This is a genomic window from Streptomyces sp. So13.3 (genome assembly GCF_005860785.2).
Lineage (GTDB): Bacteria > Actinomycetota > Actinomycetes > Streptomycetales > Streptomycetaceae > Actinacidiphila > Actinacidiphila fildesensis.
Genome location: NZ_CP048835.1, coordinates 4,281,573 through 4,300,058 on the forward strand (window position 1 = coordinate 4,281,573; position 18,486 = coordinate 4,300,058).

Consider the following 18,486-nt stretch of genomic DNA (forward strand, 5'->3'; position numbering starts at 1 on the left):
GGAATGGTGCGGTGTACACACACTGCTGTGCACGCCAGGGGAGGGAGCCGCCGTGAGCGGTCCTGTGGAACGTACGGCCCGGTCATCGGCCGCGGCGGAGCCCGCGCGCCCACCCCGGCGCGGCCGGATCGTGGCCGCGCTGATGCTCGCCATGGCGCTCGCCGCGATGGACTCCACGATCATCTCGACGGCCGTCCCGCAGATCGTCGGCGACCTCGGCGGCCTCTCGGTGTTCTCCTGGCTCTTCTCCGGCTATCTGCTGGCCGTGACGGTGACGCTGCCGGTGTACGGCAAGCTCGCCGACACCTTCGGCCGCAAACCGGTGCTGCTGGCCGGCATCGCGCTCTTCCTGCTCGGCTCGCTGCTGTGCGCGGGCGCCTGGAACATGGCGAGCCTGATCGCCTTCCGGATCGTCCAGGGGCTGGGCGGCGGCGCGATCCAGGGCACTGTGCAGACCGTGGCCGCCGATCTGTACGGGCTGAAGGAACGCGGCCGCATACAGGCGGCGCTCTCCACCGTGTGGGCGGTCTCCGCCATCGCGGGACCGCTGGCCGGCGGCTTCCTCGCCGGATACGGCGACTGGCGCTGGATCTTCCTGATCAACCTGCCGGTCGGCGCGGCCGCCCTCGTCCTCATCCTCCGCCACCTGCACGAGAACATCACCCGCACCCGCCACCGCATCGACTGGCCCGGCGCGGTCGCACTCTTCCTCGCCGGCGGGCTGCTGCTCCTCGCCCTCGTCCAGGGCGGCATCGCGTGGTCCTGGCTGTCCTGGCAGTCCCTCACCCTGTTCGCCGCCAGCGCCGTCTGCACCGCCGGCACGGTGGTGATCGAACGGCGCGCCGCCGAGCCGATCATCCCGGGCTGGGTGTGGCGGCGGCGGGTCATCGTCTCCGTGAACCTGGCGCTCGGCGCGCTCGGGCTGCTCATGATCGCGCCGACGGTCTTCCTGCCGACCTACGCCCAGACGGTCCTGGGGCTCGGGCCGGTCGCCGCCGGGTTCGTGCTGTCCGTCATGACGCTGAGCTGGCCGCTGTCGGCGGCCCTGAGCAGCCGCGTCTATCTGCGGATCGGCTTCCGCAACAGCGCCGTCATCGGCATGAGCTGCGCCACCGCGATCCTCGCCGCGTTCCCGCTGCTGCCCTACGGCGGGCCGGCCTGGCAGCCCGCGTTGCTGATGCTGCTGCTCGGCGGCGCGCTGGGGCTCTTCCAACTGCCGCTGATCGTCGGTGTGCAGTCCACTGTCGGGTGGGCGGAGCGGGCGACGACGACCTCGTCGGTGCTCTTCTGCCGCCAGGTCGGGCAGAGCGTGGGCGCGGCGGTCTTCGGCGCCGTCGCCAACCACACGCTGGTGGCCCGGCTGGGCGCGGCGCCGGCTTCGCTGACGCCGCCGGGCGGGGCGGCCGAGCCGGTGCGCCGGGCGGTGGCGGCCGCGGTCGACCACGTCTACGTGGGCGCCGCGGCGGCGGCCGGGGCGGCCGTGCTGGTGCTGCTGTTCGTCGCCCCGCGCCGCTTCCCCGTCCTGACGGACGGGGACTGACGGACGGGGACCGACGGACGGGGACCGACGGCCGCCCGTTCCGCTACTCCGGGGCCGGGCCAGGTTCCGGGACCGAGGGATCGTCGTCGGGCAGCGGGCGGCCGGTGAGGGCCGCGAGGCTGCTGCGGACGTGGGCGAGGTGGGCGCGGATCTCCTCGCGGCGCTCCTCGTGCTCGCGCAGTTCCCGCTCGCTCTCGCGCCGGATGCGCTCCTCCCGCATGCGGGCCTCCGCGAGCAGGGCGGCCGCCCGGGCTTCGGCGTCCTCCTGCCCGTGCCGCGCGAACTCCTCGGCCTCGGCGCGCGCCGTCCTGGCGTCCTCGAAGCGGCGCTCCGCGTAGCCGGTCAGCTCGCCGATCCGGCTGTCGACGCCGGCCTCGCGCTCGGCCATCTCGTGCTCGAAGGCGTCCAGCCGCTCGCGCTGTTCCTTGTCGAGATCGGTGAGGGTGCGCGTGGTGTCCTGCCGGGTGGCCTCCAGGGCCTGCTCGGCCTCGCCGCGTACCAGGCCGGCCTCGGTCTGCGCTTCCGTGAGGATCTCGCCGGCGCGGCCGCGTGCCACGTCGAGCACCCGTCCTGCCTGGTCCTCCGCAACCGCGCGCCGCTCGGCGGCGGCGGCCCTGGCCTCGTCCTGGAGGGCGCGGCGGGCGGTCTCCGCGGCGTCGTGGGCGTACTGGATCTCGTTCTCGGCGCGCTCCCTGACCGCCGCGGCCTCTTCCTGCACGAGGCGCAGCAGTTCCTGCGCGCTCGCGCTCAGCGTCTCGTAACTCGCCGGGCCGAGCGCGTCGACGGATTCCCGCAGCGCCTTGGCCTCGGTGTCCATCTCGTTCGCGAGAACAGTGAGCCGGGCGGCCCGCTCCCAGGCCGCGTCGCGGTCCTCGGACAGTTCCTCGAGGAAGCGTTCGACCTGTTCCACCCGGTAGCCGCGCCCGCGAACGGTGTCGAAGCCGTGAGGTGTTGCCGTGCTGCTCATGCGCTGCCCCTCGCCGTCCTTCCGAACCGTACTCTGTAATCCATTTTTGCCGATATGTCTGAATTGTGTATACCGCGACACTCCGACCTACCCCTACCCAACCCATCGCCCGTACATAGCGCGGCGGCCCGGGTCCGGATAATCCGGACCGGGGCCGCCCGGGGATCAGGACACAGCGGGGAGCGTCAGAGCAGGCCGTCCCACATCTGCTCGATCAGTACGGCCCACCAGTTGTCCGGCGAGGCGATCGCGGCCGGGTCCTGCGCCGCGAGCTGCGCCTGGAAGTCGACCGTCCAGCGGCCGGCCTGGTCGGGCGTGAGCCCGATCCGCAGCCGCCACATCCGCCCGAGCAGGGCGAGGCAGCGGGCGAACTCCGGCAGGCTGGAGTTCACGAACTGCGGCGGCACCGGCTGCCCGCCCGGGCCCGCTTCGAGCGGCACCGCGACGATGTGCGCGGTGCCGTACTGCACACACAGCTGGCGCCCGAAGTCATTGCCCATGACCAGGTACGAGCCCGCGTCCGAGGCCGGCTGCACCCCGCGCTCCTGCGCCAGTTCGGCGAGCGTCGGCACCGGGCGGCCCGGCTGGGCCTGCGCCCAGAAGAACGGCCCGAAGTCCACCGGCAGCCCGGCCCACATCAGGGTCTGCGCGACGATGTCCGGCACCCCCTGGCGGGAGACCGCACGCTGGTCGAACCGGAACAGGCCCTGCGGCCCGAACGCCTGCGCCAGCTCGTGGCCGATCCCCTCGAGCGGGATCGGCGGTACCCGCTGGACCTGGTTCGGGTCCGGCATCGGCACCCGCTGCGGCTGCGGCCGCGCCGGCGCCGACGCGACCTGGTGCAACTCGCCCTGGTGCGTCAGCAGATGCTGGACACCCTGCTGGCGCGAGGCGTGCTCGCGGCCGTACGGGGCCGTGTGGCTGATCCGCACCTGGGGCCAGGTCTCGCGGATCATCCGGGCGCAGTAGCCGCCCGGCAGATCGCACGCCTCCAGCTCCGTGTGCAGCTCCAGCACCTGCTGCGGCGGCACGTTGAGCGCGCGCAGCTCGTGCAGGATCTGCCACTCCGGGTGCGGAGTGCCCGGCGCCGAGCGGCGGATCAGCTGCTGCTGCGAACCGTCGTGCGCGCGGTAGCTCAGGACGGCCATGTAGCCGGGGCCGACCGTCGGCACACCGGCCGGCGGCTGCGGGTATCCGTAACCGCCGGGGGGCGGCGGGGCCGCGGCTCCGGGCGGCGGCGGTGGCGGCATGCCGGGACCGCCTGGACCACCAGGGCCACCGGGGTTCGGGCCGGCCAGCATCGTCGCTGCGTACGGGGCACCGGCACCGGGCCCGCCGGGGCCCGGCGGGGTCGGCGGGCGCCGCGGCCACCGCCGGGGACACCGGGCGGGGCGGCGGACCACCCGGGCCCGAACCACCGATCACACCGGGAGGAGGCGGCGGACCACCAGGACCACCGGGAGCACCCGGACCACCGACACCGGGACCCGCGAGCATCGTCGCCGCGTAGTTCACACCGCCGGAGGAGCCCTGGGCGGGCGGAGCGCCACGGCCACCACCGATGACACCGGGCGGGGGCGGCGGACCACCCGGGCCCGAACCACCGATCACACCGGGAGGAGGCGGCGGACCACCAGGACCACCGGGAGCACCCGGACCACCGACGCCAGGACCCGCGAGCATCGTCGCCGCGTAGTTCACACCGCCGGACGACGGCGGGCTGCCCGGGGTGCCGGGGGCACCGGGAGCGGCCGGACCGGGGTCGTTCCGACCGCGCGCCGGCACCAGCTGCGTCGGCAGGTATCCCCCGCCGGCCGGAGCGCCGGGAGCACCCGGGGCTCCGGGCGCGTGGGGCCCGCTGGGCGGCGGCGGGGCGTCCGGGCTGCGCCGTCCGGGACCCGCGGACGGCACGCTGCCGCGCACCGCCTTCGCGGTCTCCGCGTCGGCGATGTCCGCTGCTGCGCTCCCCGAAGTGCCGGGGCCACCGGGTCCGCCCGGGGTCGCGAGACCCGCGGGCGGCGGCAGCGCCACGCCGGGACCTGACGGCGGCGGCAGGCCGGGACGGGCGTAACCGGGGCCCGGCGGCCGGCCGGGACCGCCGGCGCCGGGCGTCGCGGGCGCGATCGGGAAGCCGGCGCCCTCCGGCGGGGCGATGATCGTCGCGGGCAGCGAGCTGCCCTGCGGCATCAGTTCGGTCTTGGCCTCGGCGCCGGCCATCGGCGGCGGGGTGTGCGCCTCGTCGGAGTCGGAGATCGGCGGGGCGAAGACCGTGGCGGGGATGGGGACGGAGACGGAGTCGTCCGGGGCACTGGTGGTGCGGCCGGACCAGGCCCCGGAGTCGATCTCGACGGACGCCTGGGACGGCACCGGCGCGGGGGCCGGCACGACCGGTGCGTCGGGGGCCGCGGCCGGAGCCGCGCCGGGGCGGCGGTCCGGGATGCCCATCTTGTCCGCCGCGTCCTGCAGCCACTGCGGTGGACTGATCAGGAAGGACGTCGCCTCCAGATCGAGCCGTTGGGGCGGCGTCGGCGGGGTGTCGTTCGGCACCGCGCCGTACTCCTCCTCGTAGCGGCGGATGACCTCGCCGACCGGCAGACCCGGCCACAGCGTGGCCTCTCCGCTGTCCCGCGCGATGACCAGCCGCACCTGTCCGTCATCGCTCGACGGACCGTCCTCGCGGGGCTCGGACCAGGCGACGAAGCCCAGGTCGAACTCCCGCACCCGCACCTCGCGGGCCTGGTACGCCGGGACGTCACCGTTGATCCACCGCTCGGCGCGCTCCTGCGCCTGCGCGAAAGTGACCATTCCCTGCTTCACCCCTCCACCGGGACGGCACTGGCGAAGCCACCGTCCACCATCAGGTTCGCCACTGTCTCCAACTCCGGCGGATTTCCCGCCAGCCGCAGCAGGAACGCGTCGAGCGAGTCACCGCACGGCAGCAGCAGCTCCGCGACCCGCTCCTGCGGGGACGACCAGTGGTCGCCGTCCCGCGCGTCGTCGTAGGCGCAGAACCAGACCGAGCCGGTGCTGTCGCCCTTGACCTTCACCGCGAGCACTCCGCCCTGGACGTAGCCGATGGCCAGGTAGTCCTTGGTGAAGTGGTCGCGCAGACATTTGTTGACGTACACGAGGTCGTTGACGGCGGCCTCGTCACGCACCGTGAAGAACGGCTGGTCCAGCAGCAGTCCCAGGTCCGGGTCGAGCGCGACCCCGGCCGGGGCGCAGCCGCCGGCCGCCTTCAGGAAGGTGCGGTAGGCGCCGGGGAGCCGGTAGCCCAGCTCCTCCTCGACGTCCAGGACCTGCTGCTCGGTGACCGCCACACCGCTCTGGTGGGGCGTCGCCTTGGGCAGCCCGAAGTGCACGGGGCGGGTCTCCTGGAGCGGGCGGGTGCCGCGCTTGGAGTGGTCGGCGGTCGAGACGGCGAGGCCGCCGTGGTGCCGCAGCAGGGCCTTGACCTCGACGGGGATCAGCTCCAGCCGCCGGGTGCCCGCGACGTGGTGCCAGGTCCAGCCGTGCGGGGTCGCGACGGGCGGCAGGCTGCCCCACAACTCGTGTCCCGCGGCGTGCATCGCGGCGTTGGCCGACACGCAATCGGTCAGCCGGAGCTCGTCCACGCCGAAGCCCTCGGGCGGTTCCGCGATCTCCGCCGCCGCTCTCGCGAACGCCGAGAAATCCGGGTAGCCGTCGTCGTCGACCCAGACACCCTGGGGGTGCCGGGCGGCGCGCACCGGGTCCGGGAAGTGCACGACCTGACCGGCGTAGGCCGCGTTCGGTGGCACGGTCCGTCCCCCGGTCCGGGGGCTGGGAGGTGCCCCCAGCCCTGGCCGACCTGTCGTCATGGCGGTTGCCCCCTGCTGCGTCTGGCTGATGAACACAGCCTATGGGGTGTGGCAAGGTCGGCTTCCGCCCCCGTCCGGCTCAGCCGGCGGCCTCCGCGGCCTTCAGGTTCGTGTCCTGCTTGCGGGCGACGACGAGGGGCGGGTCGCCCGCCTGGCCGGTCCCCTTCACCGACAGATACGTGACGCTGGCGTCGCCGGTGCGCACGACGGTGACCAGTGCCGTGCCGCCCTCCTTGTCGCCGGTGTCCGCCATGACGTACGAGACGGCCTCGTCGCCCACGGTGACCGCGGGGCCCTTCCGGATCGCGAACGGGATCTTCTTGCCGGTGCCGTCGGTGGCCGTGAACGCGGTGCACTTGTCCAGCGCCTGCCGGATGTCGGCGACCATCTTCCCGGCCTCACCGGGGGCGTGGCTGGCGAGCAGCATCTGGGTCAGCTCGACGCCGGCCGGCAGATTGGCCGGGTCGATCTTGCCGACCGAGGCGCCGACGAACGCCTTGCGCGCGTACTTCGGCCGGGTGCTGGGCGGATCGGCGAGCGGCTGGCACTCGGGCTTGTCCGTCGTCATCACGTCGTCGGGGCTCATCGCCTCGTTCTTCGACGCCTCGATCTTGTAGCCGGGCACCTCGGTGCCCTTGACCAGCGCCGACCTCAACTGCGCTGCGGTCAGCGGCGCCTTGGCGGCCCCCGTCGAGGACCCGGCCGCGGACGTCGCGGGAGCCGTCGTCGCGCCGTCCTTGCCCTTCCCGTCGCCGCTCCCGCCGTCATCGCCGGAACAGGCGGCGGCCAGTGCCAGAACGGGCAGCACGGCGGCGGCCGTGACGGCTTGGCGGATACGGACATTGGTGCGAGTGGTGGTGCGGGACCGAGCGCGCATGCCGGCAACTCTCCCTCGTGGACGGAACGTTCCGCCCGCGAATGCGAGCTGCGGCCCATCCTTCCGGCCCATCTGCTGCCCCGTCCAAGCCGTTTCCACTCCGCCGACGATCCGTCACACCACGGTGACATGGGACACACAGGATGTTCCGCACACCGCACCCGACTTCCCCACCTCCTGACACCTTTGGCACTCTGAGTCTTGTAAACGGGGGATCGCCCGCTCCGGCGGGCGGACAGGAGGACGCACCACCATGCAGACAACGGACGCCGCGGATCCGCGGCTCACCTGGAGTGCCATGGGCGCCGACACCGCGGGGCCACCCGTTCTGCGGCACCGGCGGGACGGCATCCTGCCGGCCGTCGCCGCCGCGCTGTCCATCCGCGACGAGGTGCTGACCTGCACCGGGAGCAAGGCCGAGCAGGCACCGGCGCTGCATCCGATCGTCCAGGACTTCCTCGACACCCTGCCGGTCGCCCAGCGCGAGCGCTTCACCGGACGCTGTCCGGAGCCCGTGCTGCTCTCCCGGTTCCTCTCCGCCGTGGACGCCTCGCGCAGCAAGCGCGCGGCCCGCAAGCCGCTCACGCAGAGTGAGGCCCGTAAGGCATTGCGTGGCGCGCGGCTCACCGCCCGCCGTATACGTGAGGACGGTGACCCCGAGCACGGCTCGTACGCGCCGCCCTGCCGCTCCTGCGGGCCGCTGCTGGCGCATTTCGGCGTGCGGCCGGTCGACCCGTCGGCGGAGGCGGCGTGAGCGACCCGAACGCCCTGCGGGACCCGAACAGCGTGAACGGTGTGAACCACGCCGCCGGTATGCCGAGCTCCCCGAGCACCCGGTTCCCGGTCGGTGTGGACGCCGCCCTGCGGTCGGCCGGCTGGCAGCCCGGCCGCTGGGACATCAAGCAGGCCGAGGTGTGGGCGGACGCACTGCGGGCGCACTCCTCCCCCGCCGGGCACACGCACGCCGTCTCCCCGGCGGCCGTGGAGGCCTGGGCGGAGTTCGGCGGCCTCGCCATACCCGCCACCACCGGCCCCGGCCGGCAGATCGCCCCGACGCCGGTCCTGGTCAACCCGCTGCGCGGACTCCATCTCGCCAGGACCCTCGCCGACCTCGGCCGTGCGCTGGAGACCGAGGTGTCCCCGCTCGGCGAGGAGATGGGCTCGGGCTCGCTGCTCGCGATCGACGCGAACGGCCATGTCTACGCCATCGACCACACCGGGGACTGGTATCTCGGCGCCGACATCGACAGCGCCCTGACCACCCTGGTCAGCGGCGGCCGGCCGAACCGGCTGACCACCGCCTGACGGCTGCCCGGCACGCCCGCCCGGCCGTCCGCTCAGCCGGCGGCCGGCGGTCCGGTGGGCACCGCGACGACGGGCAGCGCCGGGATCATGGCGGAGACCCGGAAGCCGCCGGCCTCGGTGTGCCCCGCGACGAAGCCGCCGCCGAGCGCGGTGACGCGCTCCTTCATCCCGACGAGGCCGTGGCCGCCGCTGGGCAGTGCCGCGGCAGGTGAGCCGTCGGACGGGCCGTTCTCGACGCGGACGGCGACCTCGGCCTCCCGGTAGGCGAGCCGCACCTCGGTACCGGCGCCCGGGGCGTGCTTGTGAACGTTGGTGAGGGCCTCCTGGACGACGCGGTACGCGGTCCGCTCGACCTGGTCCTCGCACGCCCGGACCTCGCCCTCGACGGTCAGCTCGACGCGCATCCCCACCGCGCGGGACTCCTCGACGAGCGCCTCCAGTTCGGCGAGGCACGGGCCGTCCGGCTGCCGGGCGCCGGCCTGCGGCCCGCTGCCCGCCCCGTCGGAAGGCCCGGCGGTCAGCGCCGCCCCGGAAGCGTTGCCGCTGCCCAGCTCCGTGAAGGCCAGGGTGCTCCCGGTGCCCGCGCCGTTCACCACCTGCGCCGTCCGCAGGACGCCGAGCATCTGGCGCAGCTCGTTGAGCGCCTGCCGCCCCATGTCCCCCAGCAGCTCCGCGCTCGCGGACGCCTTCTCCGGGTCCTTCAGGGCGACGGCCTTGAGCGCCGCCGCGTGCACCACCATCAGGCTCACCCGGTGCGCGACCACGTCGTGCATCTCCCGGGCGATCCGGGTCCGCTCGTCGGAACGGGCCCGTTCCGCCCGCTCGGTCGCCTTCTCGGCGAGCAGCGTCAGTTCCCGCTCCAGACCGTCGGCACGCTCCCGCAGGCTCTCCACCAGCCGGCGCCGGGCCCGGACGTACAGCCCGAGCAGCACCGGCGGCGCGGTCAGCCCGAGGGCCATCAGGACCGAGGTGATCACGATGACCGGCATCGGGGTGTTGCTGTCCTGCCGCAGGCTGTCGCGCATCTGGATGAACGCGACGATCATCGTGCCGACCCCGCTCATCCCGGCCAGGGTGGCGGTGATGCGGCGCGGGACCTCGGAGGCCGCCAGCGTGTAGAGGCCGACGATGCCGAGCAGGAACCCGAGCTGCGCGGGGGTCACCGCGATGGCGATCAGGACGATCGCGATCGGCCAGCGGCGGCGCAGCAGCAGCGACGCGCCGACGAGCAGCCCGAAGACGGCGCCGATGCCGGGCTCGATCCCGGCCTTCTCCGCGAAGGACGCCCCTTCGACAAAGCATTCGAGCGCCGACACAGCGGCCAGCGTCGCGTCGAGCACGAGGCTGCGCCGCCTCGGCCACCACCACGGGCCGGGCCGGGCCCGGCCCCCACCCCTGTCATCCGGTACGTGCGCCCCCGTCGTACTCATACGGTCCAGCCTAGGCCGTGTACCGCGCGGGCAGGGGTCCGGTGTCCTGGGGCGGCCAGGGGGGCGGCCGTCGGCGCATAGGGGTGTCCGCCAGATGGGCGGGGGCCGTGCCCGGCGGTGACCCGACCTATCCTGGTCGGGTCGGACAGCGCGGTCCGCCCCACTCCGCCCATCCACCGGCGGGGAGATCAGCCGTCGCCCATCCCCCTGCACTAGGAGCCGCACCTGTGAGCAGCGCCGACAACGCAACGGACAGCCCAGCCCTGCGCGCCGACATCCGCCGGCTGGGCGAACTCCTCGGCGGAACGCTCGTCCGCCAGGAGGGCCAGGAGCTACTCGACCTCGTCGAGAAGGTGCGGGCCCTGACCCGCTCCGACGGCGAGGCCGCCGCCGCCCTCCTCGGGAAGACGGACCTGCAGACCGCCGCGAAGCTGGTGCGGGCCTTCTCCACCTATTTCAACCTGGCGAACGTCACCGAGCAGGTGCACCGCGGCCGTGAGCTGCGCGCCCGCCGCGCCTCCGAGGGCGGTCTGCTCAGCCAGACGGCGGACCTGATGAAGGACGCCGACCCGGACCACGTCCGCGAGACCGTCAAGCACCTCAATGTGCGGCCGGTGTTCACCGCGCACCCGACCGAGGCGGCCCGCCGCAGCGTGCTGAACAAGCTGCGCCGCATCGCCGAGCTGCTCGACGCGCACCAGGACGGGACCGGCGACCGCCGCCGCGCCGACCTGCGGCTGGCCGAGAACATCGACCTGCTGTGGCAGACCGACGAGCTGCGCGTGGTGCGCCCGGAGCCCGCCGACGAGGCGCGCAACGCGATCTACTACCTCGACGAGCTGCACGCCGGGGCCGTCGGTGACGTCCTCGAGGACCTGTCGGCCGAGCTGGAGCGGGTCGGTGTGCCGCTGCCGCCCGAGACCCGCCCGCTGACCTTCGGCACCTGGATCGGCGGCGACCGCGACGGCAACCCGAACGTGACCCCCGAGGTCACCTGGGACGTCCTGATCCTGCAGCACGAGCACGGCATCACCGACGCCCTGGAACTGGTCGACTTCCTGCGCGGCGCGCTCTCCAACTCGATCCGCAACTGCGGCGCGACCCCGGAGCTGCTCACCTCGCTCGACGCCGACCTGGCGGCGCTTCCGGAGATCAGCCCGCGCTACAAGCGGCTGAACGCTGAGGAGCCGTACCGCCTCAAGGCCACGTGCGTCCGGCAGAAGCTCGTCAACACCCGCGAGCGGCTCGCCGCCGGCAGCGCGCACGTCGCGGGCCGCGACTACCTGGGCAGCGCGGAGCTGCTGCAGGACCTCGCGCTCATCCAGACCTCGCTGCGTGCCAACCGCGGTGAGCTGATGGCGGACGGCCGGATGGAACGCACCATCCGCACGCTCGCCGCCTTCGGGCTGCAGCTCGCCACGATGGACGTCCGCGAGCACGCGGACGCCCATCACCACGCGCTCGGCCAGCTCTTCGACCGGCTCGGCGAGGAGTCCTGGCGGTACGCGGACATGCCGCGCGACTACCGGCGCAAGCTGCTCGCGAAGGAGCTGCGCTCCCGCCGTCCGCTGGCCGGGACCCCGGCCCCGCTGGACGCGGCCGGCGCGAAGACCCTCGGTGTCTTCCACACCATCCGCGAGGCGTTCGGGCGCTTCGGCCCCGAGGTCGTCGAGTCGTACATCATCTCGATGTGCCAGGGCGCGGACGATGTCTTCGCCGCGGCGGTGCTGGCCCGTGAGGCCGGTCTGATCGACCTGCACGGCGGCGTCGCCCAGATCGGCATCGTCCCGCTGCTGGAGACGACGGACGAGCTGAAGGAGGCGGACCGGATCCTCGACGAGATGCTCGCCGACCCGTCGTACCGCCGGCTGGTCTCGCTGCGCGGCGATGTGCAGGAGGTCATGCTCGGGTACTCCGACTCCTCCAAGTTCGGCGGTATCACCACCTCGCAGTGGGAGATCCACCGCGCCCAGCGCCGGCTGCGCGATGTCGCGCACCGCTACGGCGTACGGCTGCGGCTCTTCCACGGCCGCGGCGGCACCGTCGGCCGTGGCGGCGGCCCCTCGCACACCGCGATCCTCGCGCAGCCGTGGGGCACGCTGGAGGGCGAGATCAAGGTGACCGAGCAGGGCGAGGTCATCTCCGACAAGTACCTGATCCCGTCGCTGGCCCGCGAGAACCTCGAACTGACCGTCGCGGCGACGCTGCAGGCCTCCGCGCTGCACACCTCGCCGCGCCAGTCCGACGAGGCGCTGGCCCGCTGGGACGCGGCGATGGACACCATCTCGGACGCGGCGCACAACGCGTACCGGCGCCTCGTCGAGGACCCGGACCTGCCGTCGTACTTCTTCGCCTCCACCCCGGTGGACCAGCTCGCCGAGCTGCACCTGGGCTCCCGTCCCTCCCGCCGTCCGGACTCCGGCGCGGGCCTGGACGGGCTGCGGGCCATCCCGTGGGTGTTCGGCTGGACGCAGTCCCGGCAGATCGTCCCGGGCTGGTTCGGCGTCGGCTCCGGGCTCAAGGCCGCGCGGGACGCCGGCCTCGGCTCCGTCATCGACGAGGCGCACGCCAACTGGCACTTCTTCCGCAACTTCCTGTCCAACGTCGAGATGACGCTGGCCAAGACGGATCTGCGGATCGCCCGGCACTACGTGGACACCCTGGTGCCCGACGAGCTGAAGCACGTCTTCGACACCATCGAGGCCGAGCACGCGCTCACCGTCCAGGAAGTGCTGCGGATCACCGGTGAGAAGGAGCTGCTGGCCGGCGACCCGGCGCTGGCGCAGACGTTCCACATCCGCGACCAGTACCTCGACCCGATCTCGTACCTCCAGGTCGCCCTGCTCTCGCGCCAGCGCGAGGCGGCCGCCCGGGGCGAGGAGGCGGACCCGCTGCTGTCACGTGCCCTGCTGCTGACCGTCAACGGTGTGGCGGCGGGTCTGCGCAACACCGGCTGACCCGGCACCGGGCACGGCACAGGACAGGTGAAAGCCCCCGGACGCGACGTCCGGGGGCTTTCGCCTGCTCAGCTCTTGCGGTGCCCGATCAGGCGCGGCTTGGGCTCGATGCCCGACAGCCCGTTCCAGGACAGGTTCACCAGGTGGGCGGCGACCTCGGCCTTCTCGGGCCGCTGCGGCGCGTCGAGCCACCACTGGCCGGTCAGGGCCACCATCCCGACGAGCGCCTGGGCGTACATCGGCGCGAGCTTGGGTTCGAAGCCGCGGTTCTTGAACTCCATGCCGAGGATGTCCTCGACCTGGGTGGCGATATCGCTGATCAGGGACGCGAAGGTGCCGGTGGACTGCGCGACCGGCGAGTCCCGGACGAGGATCCGGAACCCGTCGGTGTACTGCTCGATGTAGTCGAGCAGCGCGAACGCCGCCTGTTCCAGAAGTTCCCTCGGATGGCCGCCGGTGAGAGCACTGGTGACCATGTCCAGGAGCCGGCGCATCTCGCGGTCGACCACGACGGCGTAGAGCCCTTCCTTGCCGCCGAAGTGCTCGTAGACCACCGGTTTGGACACCCCGGCCTTATGGGCGATCTCCTCGACCGAGGTGCCTTCGAAGCCGCGTTCGGCGAAGAGCGTGCGGCCGATGTCGAGCAGTTGCTCGCGGCGCTCCTTGCCCGTCATCCGTACCCGGCGCACGCGCCGAGCGTTCGTACCCGTCGTTCCGTCCGGGCCCTCGCCGCTCGTACTGCTGCCGTCGCTCACGCGTCAATCATGCCGCTTCACTGACGCTCTCCTTACGCCGGGCGGCGATCCGCTCCTTGCTGGGCCACCGGACGTCACTCGCCCAGCCGAGCTGTTCGCACCAGCGGATGATGCGGGCGCTGGAGTCGAGCTGGCCGCGCAGCACGCCGTGCCGGGCCGAGGTGGGCTCGGCGTGGTGCAGGTTGTGCCAGGACTCGCCGCAGGACAGCACGGCCAGCCACCACACGTTGCCGGACCGGTCACGGGACTTGAACGGGCGGTCGCCGACGGCGTGGCAGATCGAGTTGATCGACCAGGTGACGTGGTGGAGCAGGCCCACCCGGATGAGCGATCCCCAGAAGAACGCGGTGAACGCGCCGGTCCAGGTCATCGTCAGCAGTCCGCCGACGAGCGGCGGGATCGCGAGCGAGACGAGGGTGAAGAGCAGGAACTGCCGGGAGATCATCCTGATCGCCGGGTCCTTCATCAGGTCCGGCGCGTACTTCTCCTGCGGGGTCCGCTCGGTGTCGAACATCCAGCCGATGTGGGCCCACCACAGGCCCTTCATGAGGGCCGGCACGGTCTCGCCGTAGCGCCACGGCGAGTGCGGGTCGCCGTCCGCGTCGGAGTACTTGTGGTGCTTGCGGTGGTCCGCGACCCAGCGCACGACCGGGCCCTCGACGGCCAGCGAACCGGCGACCGCGAGCGCGATCCGCAGCGGGCGCTTGGCCTTGAAGGCGCCGTGCGTGAAGTACCGGTGGAATCCGATGGTGATGCCGTGGCAGCCGATGTAGTACATGCCGACCATCAGACCGAGGTCCAGCCAGCTCATCCCCCAGCCCCAGGCCAGCGGGATCGCGGCGACGAGCGCCACGAAGGGGACACCGATGAAGGCGCCGAGGGTGATGCGCTCGGTCATCCCCTTGTTGTCGCCACCAAGGGTGGCGAGGGTTACGAATTGGCCGGGCCCGGGGTCTCGGGGCTCGGTGATCACGTCGGCCTGTGCGGTCATGAGGGTCCCTCACCGGGGGTGTATGGGGGGATTTACTACGGAACCGTAACCTACGGCGACGTAAGTATGTCAGCGTCGCGTCAACAGGCAATAGGCCCGGAGGGCTGACGCCCTGTAGCTCGTGTACCCCGGAACCTCGTCGCGTTCACGTGGTCGCTTGCGGCATAGTAGGGACGCGCAGGCGCGCTCAGGCGTGTCGGTCCGCCGTGGTGTAATTGGCAGCACCGGGGCTTTTGGTGCCCTTTGTCCGGGTTCGAGTCCTGGCGGCGGAGCTTGTGGTAGCGGGTCCCGGTCTTCACGGCCGGGACCCGCCCGTGTTTCCCCGCCCATACCCCCCGGTATCCTGCGGGTGTCCGTCACCCAAAGCCGAGGAGCCCCTTCCGTGAGCCCCAACCGCCCGGCTGCTGTCGTCGTCCTCGCCGCGGGTGAGGGCACCCGCATGAAGTCGGCCCTCCCCAAGGTCCTGCACGCCATCTGCGGGCGCACCCTGGTCGGCCATGTCGTGGCCGCCTCGCGCGCGCTCGACCCGGAACACCTCGTCGTGGTCGTCGGCCACGCCCGCGAGCAGGTGGGCGCCCACCTCGCCGAGATCGACCCCGCCGCCCGCACCGCCGTGCAGGACCAGCAGCTCGGCACCGGGCACGCGGTCCGGATGGCGCTGGAGGCGCTGTCGGGCCAGGGCGTCGTCCTCGCCGGCACGGTCGTGATCACCTGCGGCGACACCCCGCTGCTGACCGCCGGAACGCTGCGCTCCCTGGTCGCGACGCACGAGGGCGACGGCAACGCCGTCACCGTGCTGTCCGCCGCGGTGCCGGACCCGGCCGGCTACGGCCGGATCGTGCGGGCCGCCGACGGCTCGGTGTCCGGGATCGTCGAGACCAAGGACGCCAACGAGGCCCAACTGGCCATCGCCGAGATCAACTCCGGGGTCTTCGCCTTCGACGCGCAGCTGCTCGCCGACGCGCTCGGCAAGGTCACGACGGACAACGCGCAGGGCGAGGAGTACCTCACGGACACCCTCGGCATCCTGCGCGAGGCCGGCCACCGGGTGGGCGCCGCGGTCGCCGCGGACCACCGCGAGATCGCCGGGATCAACAACCGGGTGCAGCTCGCCGAGGCCCGCCGCACGCTCAACGACCGGCTGCTCAACGAGGCGATGCTGGCCGGCGCCACCATCGTCGACCCGGCCTCGACCTGGGTCGACGTGGCCGTCGAGTTCGCGCCCGACACCTTGGTGCTGCCCAACACCCAGCTGTACGGGGCCACCAGCCTGGCCACGGGCGCCGAGGTCGGCCCGAACTGCACGCTGACCGACACCACCGTGGGCGCGGGCGCCCAGGTGAGCAACACGGTCGCGCAGAGCGCCGAGATCGGCGAGCACGCCACCGTCGGCCCGTTCGCCTTCCTGCGCCCCGGCACCCGGCTCGGCGCGAAGGCGAAGGCCGGCACGTACGTCGAGATGAAGAACGCGACGATCGGCGAGGGCACCAAGGTGCCGCACCTGTCGTACGTGGGCGACGCGACGATCGGCGAGTACACGAACATCGGCGCCGCGAGCGTCTTCGTGAACTACGACGGCGAGGTCAAGCACCACACCACGATCGGCAGCTACTGCAAGACCGGCTCCGACAACATGTTCGTGGCGCCGGTCACAGTCGGGGACGGCGCCTACACCGCCGCGGGCTCCGTGATCACCAAGGACGTACCGGCCGGTTCGCTGGCCGTAGCCCGTGGCCAGCAACGGAACATCGAGGGCTGGGTCGCCCGCAAGCGCCCCGGAAGCGCCGCCGCGGAGGCCGCCGAACGAGCCGGTCAGGGTGAGTAACGGCACTCCCGCCGGGTCACGACCCGCCCCGGCGGGGCGTACCGTAAGAGATGCACAGAATGCCGCAGGTTGACGTCCACAGGACGAACCCGCGAACTGAGTCTTAACTGAGTCTTCACGGGGGTTGCCCCCGAAACCCCCGTAGACCCGTACAACCAAGGAGACGGTGTGACCGGGCTCAAGACGACCGGTGAGAAGAAGCTGATGCTCTTCTCCGGACGCGCTCATCCGGAACTCGCGGAGGAGGTGGCCCACCAGCTCGGTGTCGACCTCGTCCCGACCAAGGCGTTCGACTTCGCCAACGGCGAGATCTACGTCCGCTTCGAGGAGTCCGCGCGCGGCAGCGACGCGTTCGTGATCCAGAGCCACACCGCTCCGATCAACAAGTGGATCATGGAACAGCTGATCATGATCGATGCGCTGAAGCGGGCCTCCGCCAAGCGCATCACCGTGATCCTGCCGTTCTACGGCTACGCCCGCCAGGACAAGAAGCACCGCGGCCGCGAGCCGATCTCGGCCCGGCTGATGGCCGACCTGTTCAAGACCGCGGGTGCCGACCGGCTGCTCGCCGTGGACCTGCACGCCTCGCAGATCCAGGGCTTCTTCGACGGCCCGGTGGACCACCTCATCGCCCTGCCGCTGCTGGCGGACTACGTGGGTGCCAAGGTTGACCGCTCCAAGCTCACCATCGTCTCCCCGGACGCCGGCCGCGTCCGCGTGGCCGACAACTGGTGCGACCGGCTCGGCGCCCCGCTGGCGATCGTCCACAAGCGCCGCGACCCCAACATCGCGAACCAGGTGACGGTCCACGAGGTCGTCGGTGACGTCAAGGGCCGCATCTGCGTGCTCGTCGACGACATGATCGACACCGGTGGCACCATCTGCGCTGCCGCGGACGCCCTGTTCGCGAACGGCGCCGAGGACGTCATCGTGGCGTCGACGCACGGTGTGCTCTCCGGCCCGGCCGCCGACCGGCTGAAGAACTCGCAGGTGAGCGAGTTCATCTTCACCAACTCGCTGCCGACCCCGGGCGAGCTGGAGCTGGACAAGATCACGGTGCTGTCGATCGCCCCGACGCTCGCCTCCGCGATCCGCGAGGTCTTCGAGGACGGCTCGGTCACCAGCCTCTTCGACGGCGCCTCGCACTGAACCACTGATCGACCGCGTCCGGTCCTGACCGGACGTTGATCGATTTCGTCAAGGCCTCCCCGCCGGGTAGACTCCTGGAGTTTGCTCGGCGAGGGAGGCTTTTTCGTCTCCGTTATCGGCGCGCTCCTCGTAAGTGGATCGGCCCCCGTCGTGGGCCGGGCGACATGTGTCCCAGCCAGTCGTCTCTTTACGAGGAGTGATTCTCATGTCCGCATCCGAGGTCAAGCTCAGCGCCGAGGTCCGCACCGAATTCGGCAAGGGTGCCGCCCGTCGTGCGCGCCGCGCCAACCTGGTCCCCGGTGTCGTCTACGGCCACGGCGCCACCCCGGTGCACGTGAACCTTCCGGGTCACGCGCTGCTGCTCGCGCTCCGCACCAAGAACGTCCTGATCAGCCTCGAGGTCGAGGGTGAGACCACCTTCGTGCTCCCCAAGGCCGTCCAGCGTGACGCCATCAAGGGCTTCCTCAAGCACGTCGACCTGCTCACCGTGAAGCGCGGCGAGAAGGTCAACGTCGAGGTGGCCGTGCACACCGAGGGCGAGCTCGCCCCGGGCGGCGGCCTGCTGGAGCACGTCCTCAACGCCCTCCCGGTCGAGGCCGAGGCCACCCACATCCCGACCTCCGTCTCCGTCTCCATCGAGGGCCTGGAGGCCGGCGCCGCCATCCTCGCGAAGGACATCACGCTGCCGGAAGGCACCGTGCTGACGATCGACGGCGACACCGTCGTCATCCAGATCGTCGCCCCGCAGGCCGAGGAGCCGGCGGACGAGTCCGCCACCCCGGCCGGCGAGACCACCGAGGCCTGATCCTCCTGGCCTCCGCTGTCCCGTACCGCCGTCCCGCTCCCACCGG

The 18,486-nt window shown here is 72.4% G+C and carries 13 protein-coding genes, 1 tRNA gene and 1 pseudogene; 8 read left to right on the forward strand and 7 right to left on the reverse strand.

What is annotated here, in order from left to right; genetic code table 11:
- Window positions 1-64: 64 nt before the first annotated feature.
- Window positions 65-1,540 carry an MFS transporter gene (locus C8250_RS19205; RefSeq protein WP_244809832.1) on the forward strand — a complete coding sequence of 492 codons (1,476 nt, stop codon included), beginning with the start codon at window positions 65-67 and terminating at the stop codon, window positions 1,538-1,540.
- A 43-nt stretch (window positions 1,541-1,583) separates the two neighbouring features.
- On the opposite strand, the gene C8250_RS19210 is transcribed toward C8250_RS19205, so the two are convergent.
- From C8250_RS19210 to C8250_RS19225, 4 genes and pseudogenes are all read right to left on the reverse strand, one after another.
- Complete coding sequence (locus tag C8250_RS19210) at window positions 1,584-2,507, reverse strand: cellulose-binding protein (protein ID WP_138356081.1); 924 nt, start codon at window positions 2,505-2,507, stop codon at window positions 1,584-1,586.
- 185 nt (window positions 2,508-2,692) lie between these two features.
- Window positions 2,693-5,312, reverse strand: a pseudogene (locus C8250_RS19215) (SUKH-4 family immunity protein).
- An 8-nt stretch (window positions 5,313-5,320) separates the two neighbouring features.
- A complete protein-coding gene (locus tag C8250_RS19220) occupies window positions 5,321-6,346 on the reverse strand; it encodes an SMI1/KNR4 family protein (RefSeq protein WP_138354674.1) in 1,026 nt (341 codons plus the stop codon).
- A 79-nt stretch (window positions 6,347-6,425) separates the two neighbouring features.
- Window positions 6,426-7,223 (reverse strand): sensor domain-containing protein, encoded by a 798-nt coding sequence (locus C8250_RS19225; protein ID WP_138354675.1) that lies wholly within the window; start codon window positions 7,221-7,223, stop codon window positions 6,426-6,428.
- 253 nt (window positions 7,224-7,476) lie between these two features.
- On the opposite strand from C8250_RS19225, the gene C8250_RS19230 reads away from it, so the two are divergent.
- Both C8250_RS19230 and C8250_RS19235 read left to right on the forward strand, forming a co-directional pair.
- The gene (locus C8250_RS19230) at window positions 7,477-7,977 is read left to right on the forward strand and encodes a YwqJ-related putative deaminase (protein WP_138354676.1); all 501 of its coding nucleotides are present in this window, start codon (window positions 7,477-7,479) and stop codon (window positions 7,975-7,977) included.
- 59 nt (window positions 7,978-8,036) lie between these two features.
- A complete protein-coding gene (locus tag C8250_RS19235) occupies window positions 8,037-8,528 on the forward strand; it encodes an SUKH-3 domain-containing protein (protein WP_138354765.1) in 492 nt (163 codons plus the stop codon).
- 32 nt (window positions 8,529-8,560) lie between these two features.
- On the opposite strand, the gene C8250_RS19240 is transcribed toward C8250_RS19235, so the two are convergent.
- Window positions 8,561-9,958: a histidine kinase gene (locus C8250_RS19240; protein ID WP_138354677.1), complete on the reverse strand. Its 1,398-nt coding sequence runs from the start codon at window positions 9,956-9,958 to the stop codon at window positions 8,561-8,563.
- 227 nt (window positions 9,959-10,185) lie between these two features.
- On the opposite strand from C8250_RS19240, the gene ppc reads away from it, so the two are divergent.
- Entirely contained in the window at window positions 10,186-12,915 is a 2,730-nt protein-coding gene (ppc, locus tag C8250_RS19245) for a phosphoenolpyruvate carboxylase (protein ID WP_138354678.1), read from the forward strand.
- Between the two features lie 68 nt (window positions 12,916-12,983).
- Here the strand turns inward: ppc and C8250_RS19250 are convergent, their stop codons facing one another.
- Together C8250_RS19250 and C8250_RS19255 are read right to left on the reverse strand one after the other, a co-directional pair.
- The gene (locus tag C8250_RS19250; protein ID WP_138354766.1) at window positions 12,984-13,589 is read right to left on the reverse strand and encodes a TetR/AcrR family transcriptional regulator; all 606 of its coding nucleotides are present in this window, start codon (window positions 13,587-13,589) and stop codon (window positions 12,984-12,986) included.
- Between the two features lie 88 nt (window positions 13,590-13,677).
- Window positions 13,678-14,661: a fatty acid desaturase gene (locus C8250_RS19255; protein WP_138354679.1), complete on the reverse strand. Its 984-nt coding sequence runs from the start codon at window positions 14,659-14,661 to the stop codon at window positions 13,678-13,680.
- A gap of 200 nt (window positions 14,662-14,861) precedes the next feature.
- Here C8250_RS19255 and C8250_RS19260 point away from each other — a divergent pair.
- The 4 genes from C8250_RS19260 to C8250_RS19275 all read left to right on the forward strand — a co-directional run bounded on the left by C8250_RS19260 (window position 14,862) and on the right by C8250_RS19275 (window position 18,440).
- Window positions 14,862-14,933: transfer RNA gene (locus C8250_RS19260), tRNA-Gln, on the forward strand.
- Window positions 14,934-15,043: 110 nt separating this feature from the next.
- Window positions 15,044-16,486: a bifunctional UDP-N-acetylglucosamine diphosphorylase/glucosamine-1-phosphate N-acetyltransferase GlmU gene (gene glmU / locus C8250_RS19265; protein WP_138354680.1), complete on the forward strand. Its 1,443-nt coding sequence runs from the start codon at window positions 15,044-15,046 to the stop codon at window positions 16,484-16,486.
- Window positions 16,487-16,654: 168 nt separating this feature from the next.
- On the forward strand, window positions 16,655-17,635 hold the full coding sequence (locus tag C8250_RS19270; RefSeq protein WP_138354681.1) for a ribose-phosphate diphosphokinase: 981 nt from the start codon (window positions 16,655-16,657) through the stop codon (window positions 17,633-17,635).
- Between the two features lie 205 nt (window positions 17,636-17,840).
- Window positions 17,841-18,440, forward strand: coding sequence for a 50S ribosomal protein L25/general stress protein Ctc (locus C8250_RS19275; protein ID WP_138354682.1), 600 nt, complete (start codon window positions 17,841-17,843; stop codon window positions 18,438-18,440).
- The last annotated feature ends 46 nt before the right edge of the window (window positions 18,441-18,486 follow it).